The 16,498-nt window shown below is 31.1% G+C and carries 17 protein-coding genes; all 17 read right to left on the minus strand.

The genetic code is table 11. The annotated features are described in order from the left end of the window. Positions 1-317: 317 nt before the first annotated feature. The 17 genes from DZ60_RS0116415 to DZ60_RS0116505 all read right to left on the minus strand — a co-directional run bounded on the left by DZ60_RS0116415 (position 318) and on the right by DZ60_RS0116505 (position 16,431). Positions 318-689, minus strand: a complete 372-nt coding sequence (locus tag DZ60_RS0116415; RefSeq protein WP_025743123.1) for a nuclear transport factor 2 family protein — start codon at positions 687-689, stop codon at positions 318-320. Between the two features lie 642 nt (positions 690-1,331). Then, on the minus strand, positions 1,332-1,931 hold the full coding sequence (locus DZ60_RS0116420) for a hypothetical protein (RefSeq protein ID WP_025743124.1): 600 nt from the start codon (positions 1,929-1,931) through the stop codon (positions 1,332-1,334). Between the two features lie 299 nt (positions 1,932-2,230). Next, positions 2,231-2,656 (minus strand): hypothetical protein, encoded by a 426-nt coding sequence (locus tag DZ60_RS0116425; protein WP_152537460.1) that lies wholly within the window; start codon positions 2,654-2,656, stop codon positions 2,231-2,233. Positions 2,657-2,758: 102 nt separating this feature from the next. Then, complete coding sequence (locus DZ60_RS0116430; RefSeq protein WP_025743126.1) at positions 2,759-4,072, minus strand: amidohydrolase family protein; 1,314 nt, start codon at positions 4,070-4,072, stop codon at positions 2,759-2,761. Between the two features lie 85 nt (positions 4,073-4,157). Next, positions 4,158-4,727 carry a helix-turn-helix domain-containing protein gene (locus DZ60_RS0116435; protein ID WP_161634435.1) on the minus strand — a complete coding sequence of 190 codons (570 nt, stop codon included), beginning with the start codon at positions 4,725-4,727 and terminating at the stop codon, positions 4,158-4,160. A gap of 705 nt (positions 4,728-5,432) precedes the next feature. After that, positions 5,433-5,882 (minus strand): cytochrome c oxidase assembly factor Coa1 family protein, encoded by a 450-nt coding sequence (locus DZ60_RS0116440; protein WP_025743128.1) that lies wholly within the window; start codon positions 5,880-5,882, stop codon positions 5,433-5,435. Between the two features lie 230 nt (positions 5,883-6,112). Next, on the minus strand, positions 6,113-7,108 hold the full coding sequence (locus DZ60_RS0116450; RefSeq protein WP_025743129.1) for a hypothetical protein: 996 nt from the start codon (positions 7,106-7,108) through the stop codon (positions 6,113-6,115). Positions 7,109-7,327: 219 nt separating this feature from the next. Then, positions 7,328-8,197: a hypothetical protein gene (locus DZ60_RS0116455; RefSeq protein ID WP_025743130.1), complete on the minus strand. Its 870-nt coding sequence runs from the start codon at positions 8,195-8,197 to the stop codon at positions 7,328-7,330. Positions 8,198-8,347: 150 nt separating this feature from the next. Then, the gene (locus DZ60_RS0116460) at positions 8,348-9,547 is read right to left on the minus strand and encodes a serine hydrolase domain-containing protein (protein ID WP_025743131.1); all 1,200 of its coding nucleotides are present in this window, start codon (positions 9,545-9,547) and stop codon (positions 8,348-8,350) included. A gap of 271 nt (positions 9,548-9,818) precedes the next feature. Further along, complete coding sequence (locus DZ60_RS0116465; protein WP_025743132.1) at positions 9,819-10,076, minus strand: hypothetical protein; 258 nt, start codon at positions 10,074-10,076, stop codon at positions 9,819-9,821. Positions 10,077-10,230: 154 nt separating this feature from the next. Then, the gene (locus DZ60_RS0116470; protein WP_034229957.1) at positions 10,231-10,698 is read right to left on the minus strand and encodes a nuclear transport factor 2 family protein; all 468 of its coding nucleotides are present in this window, start codon (positions 10,696-10,698) and stop codon (positions 10,231-10,233) included. A 272-nt stretch (positions 10,699-10,970) separates the two neighbouring features. Then, positions 10,971-11,597 carry a hypothetical protein gene (locus tag DZ60_RS0116475; protein ID WP_025743134.1) on the minus strand — a complete coding sequence of 209 codons (627 nt, stop codon included), beginning with the start codon at positions 11,595-11,597 and terminating at the stop codon, positions 10,971-10,973. A gap of 404 nt (positions 11,598-12,001) precedes the next feature. Beyond that, positions 12,002-12,349 carry a hypothetical protein gene (locus tag DZ60_RS0116485; RefSeq protein WP_025743136.1) on the minus strand — a complete coding sequence of 116 codons (348 nt, stop codon included), beginning with the start codon at positions 12,347-12,349 and terminating at the stop codon, positions 12,002-12,004. After that, complete coding sequence (locus DZ60_RS25295; protein WP_161634436.1) at positions 12,331-12,495, minus strand: hypothetical protein; 165 nt, start codon at positions 12,493-12,495, stop codon at positions 12,331-12,333. The genes DZ60_RS0116485 and DZ60_RS25295 overlap by 19 nt, the downstream gene beginning before the upstream one ends. A gap of 93 nt (positions 12,496-12,588) precedes the next feature. Continuing rightward, positions 12,589-13,410 carry a hypothetical protein gene (locus tag DZ60_RS0116495; RefSeq protein ID WP_025743137.1) on the minus strand — a complete coding sequence of 274 codons (822 nt, stop codon included), beginning with the start codon at positions 13,408-13,410 and terminating at the stop codon, positions 12,589-12,591. A gap of 285 nt (positions 13,411-13,695) precedes the next feature. Continuing rightward, positions 13,696-16,092 (minus strand): gliding motility-associated ABC transporter substrate-binding protein GldG, encoded by a 2,397-nt coding sequence (gldG, locus tag DZ60_RS0116500; RefSeq protein ID WP_025743138.1) that lies wholly within the window; start codon positions 16,090-16,092, stop codon positions 13,696-13,698. Between the two features lie 45 nt (positions 16,093-16,137). Beyond that, a complete protein-coding gene (locus DZ60_RS0116505) occupies positions 16,138-16,431 on the minus strand; it encodes a putative quinol monooxygenase (protein ID WP_025743139.1) in 294 nt (97 codons plus the stop codon). Positions 16,432-16,498: the final 67 nt, after the last annotated feature.

Raw genomic sequence — 16,498 nt, forward strand, 5'->3', positions numbered from 1 at the left:
AAACGCTAAATTTTATATAAAAGTCCAAACAATAGGGTAGTTAGGATATTTCCAAACCATATTATGCTGTTGGATGTAGTTTTTGTTTTAAGGAAATACTTAATTACAGTCACCAATAATGGCATAATGCTTAAACGAAACATTATCTCTTCTGTAATTCTAGCCGAAAAATAGGCAAAAAAATGTAAACGTGTTGTTTAGAATTAGTTCTAGGATACTACTTTTATAAAGTAATATGCAAAATAAAAAATACTACTCTAGAAGAACTGTGCTAGTACTTTTTGTTGAAGCTTTGATTCGCAGTAGTTTTATTAAATTCAATTGGATTTTCTTCCTAAGTGTTCGGTCAATAACTTCCAATGGTTATCCTCTTTTATTAACACAGAAGTTCCGATTCCATTTCCAGAAACAGGTTTTTCGTTTACAATTCCCGTCCAAAAAAAGTCAAATAAATAGACTGCAAAATTTTCTTCTTTCCTTAACCATCTTACATTATCGATTATATATTCTTCATTTTTAATTTTGATAAAATTGTTTTCAAATGCAGTCTTTACTTCATTTTTTCCAAAATGAACAGTTCCATTTGAAAATGTGACGCTTATAGATTTAGAAATTAAAGGTTCAATATTTTTCCAATTTTGTGTTCCCAAGGCAATTTCATAGGCTTTTATAAATTCTTCTGGCTTCATTTTTTTATCGAATTACAGGTAAAACGTCTCTTGTCTCTTGCATTTGCTCCCCAAAGGATGCAAATACAATATAGCAACAATGTTAAAAGCAGTATCCTAGGTTATTATAATAGAACTAATAGCATTGTATTTTGGGGAAACAAATGATACTACGAACTCAAAGTTATTTATTGGCATTGACGTATACAAGCGAAGCGGGAACATTTACGTTTCTACACATCTATTCGATGGTTGATCATTAACGATGTCTGCCAAGCTCGAGATCTTGAAATCTTATGTGCTAAAACATTTTTCTTGTTATGAAGTAGTACTGCTTATGAAGCTGGTGTTGTGATTATTATGTGCATCGTTGTTTTCAGAGTTATGGTTGGAATTCTTTAGTTGTGAATCCATTAGATATCCATAGTTAAAAAAGAGAAGTATAGAAGGATTGATAAGACAGATGCTTGTGACGACTCTAGAAGTCGATCGCATATAGGCTATTTAGCGGGTTATAAAATATTTAAATGTTGACAATCATGAAATACAAGGATAAGGATTGTCAACATCTAAACACCACAAAATCAGTATTATGAGATAATTAAAATAAAAAAATTAAAGAACAGTGCTAGTGCTTTTTATTAGGCACTTTGAGAGCAACAGTTATTTCGGCATAAACCTTTGCGGTGCTTCTTTATCCATTTCAACACAGTCATTGTTATTAGCTTTTTTTATTTCTTGTTCAGTTTTTTGTTCAGGTATAATTTTATTTTTGATTTCAAGTTTGTTTTCAGCAAAAATGGATTCTTTAAATTCCTCCCAAGGTTTTCTTATTTTCCAACATTTTATTAAATAAGGAATTAGGAAAAGGATTTCAAATCGAAGATTCATGTTCCAAGTACCATCAACTAGATTGAAAAAAGGATAAACTATTATTACTCCAATACATACTATAATACCGATTGAAGCATCTATTAGGCCAAGTTTGATAGCTATATCTTTTTCTGTCCACATAGTATAAGCAGTAAAACCTTTAAATAAAATTATTGAACTAATGAATAATCCAAGCAATGAAAATCCGTCATATGTTTCCATTCCATAAATTGACCTTTCTGTCATAAATGTGAAATTAATTGGAGAGCCTATGATTTCCCAAATCATAAGAAATAAACCAGATGCTCCAAGAAACATAAAAATCCAAATAAAAAATGTCATCCACCAAGGAAGAAGTTTTCTACGTCTTAAAATAATTTGTTTTGTCATTTATTTAATTTTTAAAGTTTTCTAACTAGTCTTAAATGACCTCTTCAAGCTATCTCAGTTTAGGAGGTCAGAAATATTCTAGTTTATATTCAAGTTTTTTTTAATGATGATATTTGTTCCTAACTTTATAAGTATATGTCGTAGCAGGGCAAAATGTTACATTGCTTTTCGATTTTTCTGTGTATAGTTGTTAACTTTTCTCTTAGGTAAGTCTTGAGTCTTGGTAAAAATACCATAACCTCTGGGTTAATTACGTAACTGCTATGATAACATATTATGGTGTTAACAAATCGTTTGTTTTACCATCTTTCCTCTAATTTTTCTAAATTCCTATCATAGAAGTATAAGAAGGCTTCGAGTCCGTCATTTTTTGTTTGTTCTGTGATTATACTACAGAAATCTTTATCATAATAATCATATTCAATGAGTCCAAACCACTTTTTTTTCTTTCGAGTCATTGGTCTCTTATAACAAACATAAAATTCATAATTATCTAATTCTCCCACTATTGAAACCGATATTCCGGTTTCTTCATTATTTTCGATATTTAGAGAAGGAGAGTTATGAATATTTTCATCGTTAGCATTTAGTTGCTCCTCTAATAATTTTTCCCAAGGAAACTCTTCAAACTTTTTAATAAACTCCTGTTTTGATAATAGTTTTTCATTTATCAATCCCGCTTTTAAAGGATGAGATTCAGAATATTTTAGTTTTGAATTCATCATTGATAGATTTATGTTTACCAACAGTTTGCGTATAATTGGTTCCGAAAAAGAAGTCAGTCATTTTCTGTTATTGGCTAAGATAATTAATTGCTGTAGCTCTTTTTACTTGTTCGAATTTTCAACATCTAGCAATATTTCATTCAGTTTTTCTCTATCAAGCCACTTTCCTTTAATAAGAACACCTATGACGGTCTTTGTATTTCTAATATCAGTTAGAGGGTTTTTTTCTAATAAAACTAAATCGGCTAATTTTCCTTCAGAAACAGTTCCGCTTTGGGAGATTGTGTTTAGATAGCGTGCTGGATTTACCGTGGCTGTTTTTAGCGTTTCATAGGTTGAAAGTCCTGAATTGTGTATTAACTCTAATTCATGATGTAGAGAAAAACCAGGAAGAAATAAGCCATAAGTATCACTCCCGGCCATTAATGGTACTCCGTGTTTGTGTAGCAGTAAGGTAAACTCCATTTGCCATTTTAATTCTTTTTGGAGTCGGATTAATGATTCTTTTTCTGTAAACCACGATTTTTTTCTAAAATTAATTTTGTCAGACCTCCAGTAATCCGAATAGTGTTTTGGGAGGTATTTGATATTTTTATCGTTATTCAATATTTCTGATTTACCCTTATCAGCATATCTACCAATCATTTCAAATATTCCGAGAGTAGGAGAGACATAAACACCACTTGTTTTGATTTCTTTTGCTTTTTTTGTTAGAAACTGAATTGAGTTCCTCTCTTCTTTGGTAAAAATGTTCATAAATTCCTCTATATGAGCAATTGATTTCATTCTCAGAGAGTACTCTAAAGGTAATTCTCTTTGTCCATGTCCTACAACTTCAATTTTCTCTTGATAAGTAAGTTCTAGTAATTTTAAATAAATATCTTTGGGTAAATTATCTGCAATTTTTAAATAATCGTACCCTCTTTTTTTATGGTACCTTACTAGGGTTTCAACAGAGTCTATATGACTAAAATGATTTTTTTTAAGATAAGGTCCCGTGGTGTAATAATGAGGAGATAGAATAGAATTGCTTTGAGCAATTTCTCTTATTTTTATATGGTCTTGACCATCATATTCTGCCATGTTTCTTGCTGAGGTTATTCCGTTTGCAATTAAAAGTTTGAACTCATTCTCAGTATTATTTTGTAGATGATAATGAGTTTCTACAAGCCCAGGAATTAAATATTTACCAGAAGCTTGAATTGTAAGATCTATTTTATCAGGTATTGTTTTAGAAGCGGGCTCAATCTTCACTATTTTACTATTGGCAATAATTACTCTTTGATTGACCATTATGGTATCAATATTCATTGGTATTACATTTACATTTTCAAATGAAATTGTTTTAGTTTGGGCCCTAACGACAGAAGATAACATTAGAATAAATAGTAATAGATGATTTTTTAATGTTCGCATTTTTTTGATTTAGTAATTTTATGCAAACGTACTTCTCAAAATAGTTTTTGTAGTTCGAAAATCGATACTCTTGAGAAAATAGAACTTATTTGTTTTTATATTCTTTTGGTGTTAGCCCAGTTTCTTTTTTAAAATTTGTGTAGAATGATGTTTTAGAGTTAAATCCGCATTCTAGACCCATGGAGAGTAAACTATAGTTATTAAACCTAGTGTCTTTCATCATTATTTGAACATCTCTTATTCGATAATAATTGATAAAGTCAGAAAAATTACCTGATGAATTTTCTTTTATAATTTGAGAAAGGTATCCATTGCTAATTCCTAATTGTTGTGCAACACTATCTCTACTTAGATTTGGGTTATGATGTATTTTTTTTTCTTCAATTAGAAACATTAGTTTTTTAAAATGAGAACTTATAGCGTTTACAGAATCGATTGGTTTCTTTTTGTCTCTTTGAGTAATTTCTCTAATTTCATATTGGTCATTAGACAATTTAAATTGATACATTCCTTTATAGGTTAACCAATAAATAAAAATAGAACTAAATGTCCATAAATAGGTTAATGGTAATTTTTCTAAAAATAGAAATCGATATAATTCTAATACAATCCCAAAGAATAGAATTAAAGAAAGAAAAACCAGAAGATATTTCAACCATTTTTTGTTTAAATTATTCTTTTTAGTTAGTGTGTATTTACAGGAGAGGGCAATCATATAAGTAGGAAAAATAATCGACAGAAAGCTAATTGTTTTATAGAATAGCGGTATGTAGTTTAAAACAATATCTGGTAAATTATACAGTTGAAAAGTCGTACTTAAAGACAAAAAGATATTAAGTGCGCTTAATATAACAAAAGGCAAATAAAAAAAAAATTAAATGTTTTGTGTTATCCGAAGTACTATTTGATGATTTATAAAAGAAGATAAAAAATGTTGTTGGATATAAAAATTGCCAAAGAAATAAATCCAGAAAATTAATTATCTTAGGATTGTAACCGATATCCCAAAACCAATTATTAATACCAACAACAGCGATAATTAGTAAGGTAAACCCTAAGTACTTATTGTTTTTACTTCTAAAAAATTTGGAAAATAGAATTACTAAGCTTAAAACTAAGCAATGAAATGTAGCTACAAGAGAAATTGTTTCTAAAATTGAAATATTGATTGATGACAAAAGTTTGGGTTATAGATTTAATTAGTTTTCAATACCGAGCTACAGCTCTATAGATATGAATCCGAGCAAGGCAAGTATACCTTAAGCAGTAGATTTATCTGCCTATTTTTATTTCTTATTCAATTTATAAAATCAAGCGCTATTGCAGAAAGAAAATGACCTTTTTGATCTAGCACTGCACTTTACTCTGATTGTTTAATTATTTCAATCGTTTGTTTTTCCTCAATTGGCTTTTTAATTCGGATATTAATTTTTCTATAATTCCATTCTCCGTTTATTCTGTCAGCAGCTATGTCCATAGAAGCTTTTCTTTTACTTCCTTTAACACGGATAGATAAATCAACTGATTTATTATCATTAAAATAATGAACTTCCCCTTCTAAAATTGCCAAATTATCTATTGGCTCTAATTCTCCTAATACATTAGTCACTTTTTTATTTAATTGCGCTTTTTTTATTGCATTTTCATAAAGTTCGGTATCTACGTATGCTTGAGCAAAGTGAGTCATATGTCCTCCCATTCCAGAAGAGAAAAACAAAACTATCGAGATCAAAATGAAACTTAAAAGCGGAAAAAACCACTTCCAATTCCGTTTCCACCAACTTTTTTCTTCAATTATTTCGTTATTCATATGGCATTTTTAAAGTATGGATAATGTTCATTGTATAGTACGTTTACTTCTTGAAGGAGCATATGTAATATATCGACAATGTATGTTTTTTTAATTCGAGTTCTTCAATAATTTGTTATGCCAATTGGGTGAATTTAATTTTTCTGATACAGTTAAGAGCATTTCTTGATCTTCTTTTCCTAAATCTCCAAATTGAATTCCAAAAAACACTCTTGTTAGCCAAAGTGTTTTTATTCCACTTTAAACCGAACAATAACTTCATTATCCAAAACGACATTAGTTGACCAGATAAATTCGGCACCAGCGCCACTAAATTTTTCTATGAAGTTCATATATGCTTTTTTGTTTTTAACGCCTATTACTTCTTCTGTATAAGTTGTTGCATTTGGCCATTGGCTGTCATCAAAATCTGCCTTAAAGCTGTTTTCCGGAATTTTCCAATGTACACCATAAAAATTGGTTCCGTCATCAACTCCATCGGTACTACAGTTTGCTGAAAGTCTTTTTTCTCCAACTTCGCTTAAACAACTTAAATCACTTATCGGTGCTGTGTAAAATGTCTGTGCTTTCCATTTGTTATTTGTAACTGTTCCGTCACTAAAACTTGCTATAAAACCGCCATCTCCCGGATGAAAGTTCTTACCTCTATTATTTTCAGATCCTAAACCTAGATTTTCTTCCCAATCGATTAGTTTTAAAGCAATTGTATAAGGTGTTTTTACTTTAAATTTCACAACGTTTGAGTTAAAACGTGTGAATGGAACCGGGTCAATTGCGATTAGTTTGCCATTAATATATAATTCAAAATAGTTGTCGGCAAAAATATAACCCGTAATAATCTCTCCGTCGGTATCAATTTCTGAAACAGGGACAGCATCTAAATCTACTTCAGATAGATTACTTGGGGTTGTACTGCTATTTTCGTTGTACAAGTCAAATGCCTTTGGTGCAGTATTGAAATTAGTAATTCCGGGAACTGTCCAAATATTTCCATCAGTACTTTTAATTTCGCCAACAGCAGCAATTCTGCTGCCTTTCTGATTAGAACTTAGAAGACTTTCTATTTTTGTTTCTGCCAAGCCTTGGGTTATGCTTCCTGTTCCTTTATAGCTTTTTTGGGTATCCATAATTTCAGTTTTTGGATTGTCGGTTGATGATTTTGTTTTCTTTTCGTTGCAAGAAACTATGGCAAGCATTAGTAATATTACTAATATGTTGTCTTTCATAATGTGAGTTTTTAAATTACAGCTAACAGCTGGACTATGATTAGCACCGTGAAGAAATTTAGCAAATTTCAAGCTAGCACGAGTAAAAGCTTTAGTTGTGTTTTAGTTTGTAGTTAAAAATAAGAAAAAAAGCTTCTACGAACATGTAAATCATTCGGCATTTCGGCTCACACGGTAATCTGCATTAAAAATAGGTATTGTTGTGCGCATATTGTTTTTTTACCATCCTCCGATGCGTTGACGTTCAGATTGCTGTTCTGGAGTGCTTTCAGGAGTAGAAGGCGGTAACTGTTTAGAGGATGTACCTTTAATTTCATGTTTATTGGTAGTTGTATGACTATAAGGAAACAAAGGTTTTGGAAATCCATTCGCCTTTCTACGCTCAAAATCCTTTTCTCTAAATTCATCAAATATATCTCCAGGTGGTAAGGGTCGATTTTTATCCATATACCATATTAATAAGGAAAGTTCGTCTTTATATTGATGACTATTTGATAAATAGTCCTTTCCTATTTTATGAAAATAAATCATACTCGTAAATAAATAAAAAAATGTCTTAGGGCTTCTAATTGCTAATTTAGGAAAATAGGTTCCTCCGCCTTTAGAACCTTTTGTACTAATAGCAGACCACATAATTTTTTCAAAAGGCATTGTATTATTTGTTTTCCAAGCATAATCGGGAAATGTAATTACTCCATTCAATCTATCAAAAATATATTCTTTTTTTGGTCTTTTGTATTGATAGACCAATATTCCTATGATTATAGTGCTAAATGTAAAAATCCAAACCCATGCATAAAATGGAGTTTCTTCTTCTACATTAAATAAAGGTAAAAGAAATGCAAGAAGAAGTAAGCCAGGAAATATTGGGTAAAACCAAGCTAATAATTTGTACTCACGTTCTATATTGAATATGAGGTAATTGTCATTGGCAATGATTACATTTTTTTTATCTACATTATTAAATGTAAGAGGCAGTGTAAATTTTCTAATCCCATCACTATAAATATAATTGAATGTTGAATTATATTTTTCAGGAATCTTAGTATAGTCTGTATCAGTAATAGTTCTTTTATAATTATGTTTCATTATAAAGTTTTTCTTTTCATCAGCTTTATTAATGTTATATTTCTTTTATTGAATGCGTTTTCTTGAATACATATGAATGTTTGAGTATTGTATATAAGGTTTAGAATAAGCGGTTTTTTAATGTAGCTTTTACATTGTTGTTTGTTCATTTTATTGGGTTAGCATTTTGGCTATAACCTCTTCAATTTTTTTTGTAAAACTCAAATAGCCATTCCATCCTTTTACATTGGTTAAGATAGCAATTGATAGTTGTTTTTGGGGTATTAAAACCAAAATAGCAGAACCTCCTGCTTGCCTACCGGTATGCCCAAATCTTTTTGTGTCTTCTGAAGGAAATATCATCACTCCATAACCATAGTTTTCTTTATTGGGTATAGCAAAGCGCCATTCTGGTATTTTTTCATTGCTATTCTCGTCACCTTTTAAATAGGTAGAAGACATTAATTGAATTGTTTCGGTAGAAAAAAAATGTTGATTTAAGAATGCATTTGCAAACAGGATCAAATCTGAAGCCGTTGTCAAATGTCCTCTGGCAGGCAAATTTTCACTTACATCACGCATGTTCGCTCTACGGATGGGGTTGTTTCTTTGTATACGATACCCTGAGGCTCGATGCGGAATAATTGCCCATGAATCATCTTCAAAGGTATTGTTCATTGAAGTGGGTTCAAAAATATACTGTTTCGTAAGTTGTTGATAGGTTAAACCCGACGCTCCTTCAAGTGCACAAGCCAGCACACGATAACCTTGCGAAGAATAGTGCCAATCCGTCCCTGGTTTGAAAATAAGTGAGTCATTCTTGAAATTGTCAAGAACTTTTCCTATTTCGGTGTACCTAGTAAATTTACCTAATACTTCTTTATTATATCTATTTCTTATTTTTAAACTATCATCCGTTGTTTTTGCACCTTTTAATTCTTCCTCTAGGTCGATATAAGAACGAATACCACTTGTATGGGTAAGTAATTGTCTGGTTGTAATATCAAAAGGTTTTTTCGGAAAATTAGGGCAATACTCTTGAATTGGCAAATCAAGATTCAAGACACCTTTGTTTACCAGTATCATGGCTACAGAAGCTGTCCATAATTTTGAGACCGATGCTGTTCTATATTTAGTATGTCTTGTTGCTGGGACGTTATTCTCAATATCAGCTAATCCATACCCTTCGTTCAATAGTAAACTATCCTTTAAACTTATTGCTATTTGTAATGATGGCGCTTTAGAATTCTCTATTTCTAGTATTGCTAATTCTGATATTTTGTTTTTTAACGTGTCAACATTTATGTTAACTGTTTGGGCCGATAGATTTAGTCCCAAACATAAAAATACAAGTTTCAATAAATATTTCATGTGCTAACTATTTGAACTAAAGATTACAAATTTCAGAAGATGTTACATTCTGTTTTTTTAGTCTATTTAAAATCCTGACTAATGTTAATTTATAGTGTTGTTAGTCAGTTATTTAATGTTTGGTTGGTTTTTTTTAAAAACGCTCAATTTTTATTCTTTTTTGTTGATATTAACACAAGTAAAAGCTTTTGCGATAATGTAAATCAGCTAACATTTCGGGTCACACCTTATATCAAATACCAAATAAAACGATGTTCAATATCATCCATTCTTAACTTCGAGTACTCTTTTCCTTGATTTTTGATACTGCTTCCAGGATCGTTTGTAATCGCAGAAAATTTCGTGCGTTACTTTTAACTGTAATTCTGAGGTTTTCAATTTTCCCTGCGGTCAAAATCCCATTGTCATTATTATCAAAAGGATTCCATAAATCACTCTCTGAGAATGCAATGATAGGCTCGTTAATGAGCTTATGGTTGTAGGTAAATTTCTTTGTTGCTATGATGATTATAGGTTGTGCTTGTTGCACAAATACCTATTTTAAAAATCAACACTAAATAAAATTTTCAATAAATCTTTTTAACTTTAATAGACAGGTGTTTATGACTTGTTCAAATGCAAGAATCAAAGCCGTTTACAAGATCATGAGTTGTGAAACAGTTACAATTGTTGGGTATAGTTTATTACCAGTATTCAAAAATTCGAGATATTTTCCCATTTTTGAATTCGAAAAGAGTCATTTCTGCTTTCCCTTTTTTTATCTCACCATTTTTATTTTCAATAAATCTTTTTTGAGTGACAACAGCATTTAGTCCAATAATTTTATTTACTATTTCTATATCCGTTACTGTTCCGTCGTATCCACCGTTTTTTTGATTCCTAATATATCCATTATATAACTTTTCTCGTGTATAAGTTCCACCATATTTTGGATGAACATAGGTAAAATCCGCTGTGAAAAGCTCAAATACGTTATCAATATCTTCTAGAGTCGAATTGGACTGAAATATTTTAACATTCAACTCATAATATTTTTTTATCACATTGTTTAAGGAGTCCTTATGAGTTTTCGTTACCTCTTGTGCATTAATACTATTTGAAATAAATACAAAAAGTATAACAGAAAGTATGGAAGTCACTTTGGAAATCATTTGAAAATAAGTTTTGAAGTTATAAATTCAAATGTATATGAGTAGCTTAGAATAATATGTTAACAGTGAGTTAATTGTACTTGATGTGCAGTGTGTGAAACGTAGGGCAAGTATGTACTGATTTTCGATTCAATATGGAGCCAAATTTTAATTTTTATGTTTAGTTTTTTAGTTAAATGTAAATAAATTAAACATTTGGCGTTCTTTGAAAAGAAAGTCTATAATTATTTGTTTTTCAAAATATTGATATGTTTTTTTGCACATTGTTGTACCTAGTTTTTTATTATTTTGGCTTTTAAAATACTTTCATTTATGTCTAGTTTAAAGTCGTTTTGTGAGGATCTTATTTTTAGAAATACAACACCTTCATCAACAGCCCCTATGTAAAATGATTGATTTGCAATTAAACTGTCATTCCGAAAAATATCCATTGAAAAATGTCGAAAATCTTTTTTATCAATTTCTTTTACATCCTCTTTTAGATTCTCTTGGGTTAAATTTTCGGATCTAATATCAATTAACATATTTTCTTTAATGTAGTTGTACATCATATCAACATATCCTTTTTCTTTTTGTGGATCATTTTGATACTCTTTATAAATAGGAAAGGTGCTAGCTTCTAAATAGTTCATATTATTTTTCTCAACATGTAAAAATATTGTGTCGGGTCTATTATTATAAGCTTTTATTGATTCCTTTTTATCGTATTCTATATCCTTAAATTCTAGAGTTTCTTTATGGCTACTTAAAAACCTTTCTAATAGTTCGTTTTTACTTAATTCAGTGTATTCTTCCTTTATATTTAGAGTAAATCCAGTAATTGGATCCGTAATTATTTTGTCGCTATTTGAAGAACAAGAAAAAAGAATAAAAAGAGATATAATAATTATTTTTTTCATTTTATATAATTAGGTACAACGGCTTCGGCTATGGTTAGTGCGGGAACTAAAAGTAGTGAACTTTCGATTAAGCACTAAGTCAAAACTTTTTATTTTGTTTTAATTTTTTGTTATTAAGCCAAATCAAAAAGATTTGGTGGACTTAGTTTTAAGCTCAAATTTTTGGGTTAAGCATCAAAACTCATATTAATTATAGTCATTTTTGTGCTACGTTTTTTAAGTTTAATTTTGAAGTCAGTTATTTTTCCAATTTTCGCTTGCCAAAACGATTGACGTTTCAACTTGTCTTTCGGGGATAGCCCAATAAATTTTCAACAATTTGTTTTTTTCCTCATCAGACAATAACCGGAAGCCATGTTTTTCATAAAACTTGATTGCCCAAGAAGCATCTTTCCAAGTCCCAATTAATACTGGGTTTTTTGCCAAGAGAGGTAAACTTCTTTCTCAAAAGGAAAGCCTCTCTGATAGAACCATTTTTTTATTTCAGATTCATTTTCATCAGATATTTTTGCTTTATCAACGGATTTGAAAAAATCTTTTCTGAATGGTGTGTCTTTGTGTAAATCAATAGTCATAATGTAATTCCACAAAAAGTTTGAAGCACCTTCGTTTAAAGGCTTTAATTGCTCTAAATGTTCATCAGGTAAAAGATTGTACTTTGTACCCTTGAATCTCCATTTTAATCGAAAATCATTTAGGTCAACTAAATTATCTTTTATATTATCAAACCCTATCATTTCTCCTGAAAACATTTATCTGCATATCCTTCTATTTCTCCACTTAACTGATTTCCATTCTCATCTTTTAAGTCATACATTTCTTGTATTCTTCCAATTGAAGTAGAACCGTCTAAACCTAAAAGAATAGTATAAAAAATATCAGTAAATGAAGATTTCATTTTTTTTTAAAATATTTCATTCTATTGTTAAACCTCCTTTGCAAATTTCTATTCGTTCATCATGAATTTTTGCTTTGATCTTATTTATCTAGGCTATAAAGCAATTTTTTCAAATACATTAGCATGGGATGTCCTAAGTACATTTCCTTGATTGTCAATAATGTCATAGGAAATTGTTATAGTTTTTGGTTCTTCTATTATAGTTCCAGGAGGAGGGTTTTGTCTTATGGTAAGGTAGGTGTCACAATTATCTTTTAGGTTATACCAAAATGTTAAAGCAAATCTATGATCTTTTACTGTCGTAGGAAATGAAGTACTTCTTGATGTAATCCATTTACAGGTCGACCCCCCGCTATTATTCGGAGTACAAAAAGGATCAATCGTTGGAGGTTCTGTATCTGAATCGCACTCATCACCAACAAGTATATAATATTGAAATTCTTGCCAAAGATTCCAATTACCATTTAAATCGACTGACCAATACGCATGAGTTTTTAATCCAGGATACCACTTAGGTAGCGCTAGGTATAAATCTCTATTGCTATCGAGAACGTAGATAAAGCTATCATCCTCCCACTCAAAAGTAAAAATGATTTCGGTTTCACCTTGTATATTTTTTTCTTCGATAATATCGCCATTTCGATGAAATGAAGTGCGGTGACTTAAAACGTTATACCAAACTTGTTCACCGACTTCAGTACCGAATACATCATCTTTGGTAGATATGTTGTTGTTAATATCTTTAATTTTATGAGAAGGTACAGGATCTGGAAGTTCTTTAGTCTGAATAGCGATTTCGTTTTGATCAGTAAATATTTGTACTTCTTCTTCTAAATAGTTTTGTTCTTCAATTGAACATGAAAGTGTGATAATACCAAAAATTGCAATTATCGAATAGCTTAAATATTTTATCATTTGTTATTTATTTGTGGTGATTGGTGAGTATGCAGTAATTGGTAAAAATATCAAAAAAGGGATAGGTGGCTCCCCCTGTTTTCAGGGTATTTTATTTAAAAAAATAGTTGTAGTCTTCCCTTTTTTTAAATCCCTTGTGTATTACTACAAGCAATTTTATATGATTATTAATTCACCATGTATGTTACCCAATTTTAATAAATAGGGGAGCCATGATCAATAATAGAACTAATTTGTATGTATTCTAACTGATATATTTGCTTAAACACTTAAAATAAAACACGATTATTTACTTCTACGATACCTTTTTCTTCGAATCCATGAAAATAGAAAACCAAACAATCCGAGTATTAAAAGAGGAACAATAATAACAATGATTTGCCATTTTGTTTTAGTATTGACTACTTTTTCTATATTAAGAAAAGGGATGTTAATTTCTTTACCGCGTACCTCAATAAGCCCAGAGTCATCGAGTAAATAATTGATGCTATTTAGTAAAAACTCCTTATTACCGTATTGTAGGTTCATTGCAGGATCGTATCCCAAAGGGATGGGTTGCCCTTTACGCGTTTGGTTTTTAATGACATCACCATCGCTTATTACAATCATTTTTGTCTCTTTACCCGCATCCTTATGTGTATCAATTTTAAAAGGTTTGATTCTATTTTTGTAGGCAGATTTAAATTTTCCTTCTAGTAGTACCGCCAGATGTTGTGGTCCTTCTTTATAACTTGTCATATCAGGTTTTTGGCGAATAATATCTAGTCGTATTTCTTTAGGAACGCCATCTAGTTTTGTTTTATCAGAACTGGTAAGGAGTATTGTTTTATTGATATTATTTGCTATGGTATCTATTTGATTGGAGAAATCAAATTTTACCGATTCTATATTTTTGACGATCGGATGATTGCTGGTACTTTTTGTTAGAGAAGCATAAAACCAAGGGTATGGGGTGAACTGAGTATCGTTGCCTTGTCCTGATGCTAAAACAAGTGGAGCCGAATACAGATCATTTACCAAAACGGGATTAAGTCGTACTCCATACGAAAATAAGGCATCTCCTAGTCTTAGATCCTGTACCAAAGCTACGGTAGTGCCTTCGGGGTTCATAAGGCTATCAATCTCCATACGCACAGATTCTAGTAGCCACAGGGATTTACCACCTTCGATAATAAATTGATCTAAAACGTATTTTTCTTTTTCGGAAAACGGTGTGGTGGGTTTGGCATTAATAACCAGGTCGAATTTTTGTAATTCCTGCAATGTTTTTTGTGGGTTATCAGCAACAGAATCCAATGTAAAAGCACCAACATAGTAATAGTCTTGCAGGGTTTTTATGAAATCAGCAATATTTGCATCGGGTAATTGTTGATTGCCCTTAAGCACCGCAATTTTATGTTTTTTGGGATGTAAAAGTTTTGTCAGTCCATCGGCAAAAACATATTCTAACTGCTGCACAGAATTAAGTACTCTTTCTTCTGAGGTAGCACCTATTGTATTCTTTATCAAAGGTATTTTTACGCTTTTATCGTGATAACTTAAGATTGCCCATGGTACGACTGTTTCGATCTGTGTTTTTCCGCTTTCCTGAACACTAACTTCCATAGGAGTAAGTCCGAATTTTTGGAGCTCCTCTATAGTTTGCAATCGCAACTCTTCTTCCTCTAGGGGATTGGTAAATATGTATTGCACATTCGGATTTAGCGTATTGAATTCTTCTAGAAGTTGCTTGGTTTCTGATTGAAGACGTCTAAATTCTGAGGGGAAATCTCCTTCTAATAATACATCGATTAAAATGGGTTTTATGGCTTCTTGAACTAGGTTTTTTGTAGCTTCAGAAAGAGTAAAACGGCTATCTTGTGTTAGATCGAAACGCTTATATTGTATGTTACTAACACTCATGATGACAATAGAAACAATTACCGTGAGTATTATTGGCTTTAATTTTTGTTGTACGCTGCCTTTTTTGAGAACGATGCAGGTTGAGGCACAGAAGAGTATGGTAACACTCAAAAAATAGAAGATGTCTCTAGTGTCTAATATGCCTTTATTTATTCGTTCGTAATGTAATTGCATACCGATGTATTCGATCCAGGAATTAAAAGTTCCTGAAAAGTTGTTTTGAGCCAATTCTGTACACCCAAAATAAAGAACAAAACACAAGAATAATGCAAGCAAGAAGGCTACAATTTGGTTATTGGTTACTGAGGATGAGAATATACCAATAGCAACATATAATCCTGATAATACAAGTAATGCTATATAAGATCCCAGAATAACACCCATATCAAGATTACCAATAGGATTACCAAGTTGATAGATTGCGATTATATAGAGTATGCTTGGTATCAAGGCAATAATAATAAGGGATAGCGCACCTAGGTATTTGCCAAGTACTAATTGCCAGACTTTTATGGGTTTGGTTAGTAATACCTCAAGTGTACCTTGTTTTTTTTCTTCTGCAAAGCTCCGCATGGTTACGGCTGGGATGATAAATAATAATATCCATGGAGCAATTTGAAAAAATGGTGATAAATCTGCAAACCCACTATCAAGAATATTAAACTGTCCTTTGAAAACCCATAAAAAGAGTCCATTGAGGAGAAAGAATATACCAATGACTAAGTACCCTACTGCTGAGGAGAAAAAGGTGTTAATTTCTTTTTTTACTAATGCGAACATAGTTATAAATTAGGTATAGGATTTTTGTATAGTAAAATAATACGGTTATATATCAGAAGCTTGAGTCATGCTCCATGCTTCGGGTTTTTGATTGAATTTATTTTTGGTATTTGCCCAAACTCCTTTGAATAACGCAGAGTTGCGATAGTTATTGAGATGTGTCTCAGATTCCCAATGGCTATAGGTAAAAAATTGATTAGGTTGATGTGTATCTTGCAAAAGTTCTAAGTGGGTACATCCTTCAAAATGACGTATTTTCTCTTTGTTTTGTTCAAAATTTTCTAAAAAAGCATTGATTTGATCGGGTATAAATCCCATTCGTACGATTCGTATAATCATAACATTTATTTTCAAAAATATGTAAAGCTACAAAGTTTATTTAGTATTCATATATAAAAGCGTTAGG

It is taken from the genome of Aquimarina pacifica, assembly GCF_000520955.1.
Classification (GTDB): Bacteria; Bacteroidota; Bacteroidia; order Flavobacteriales; family Flavobacteriaceae; genus Aquimarina; species Aquimarina pacifica.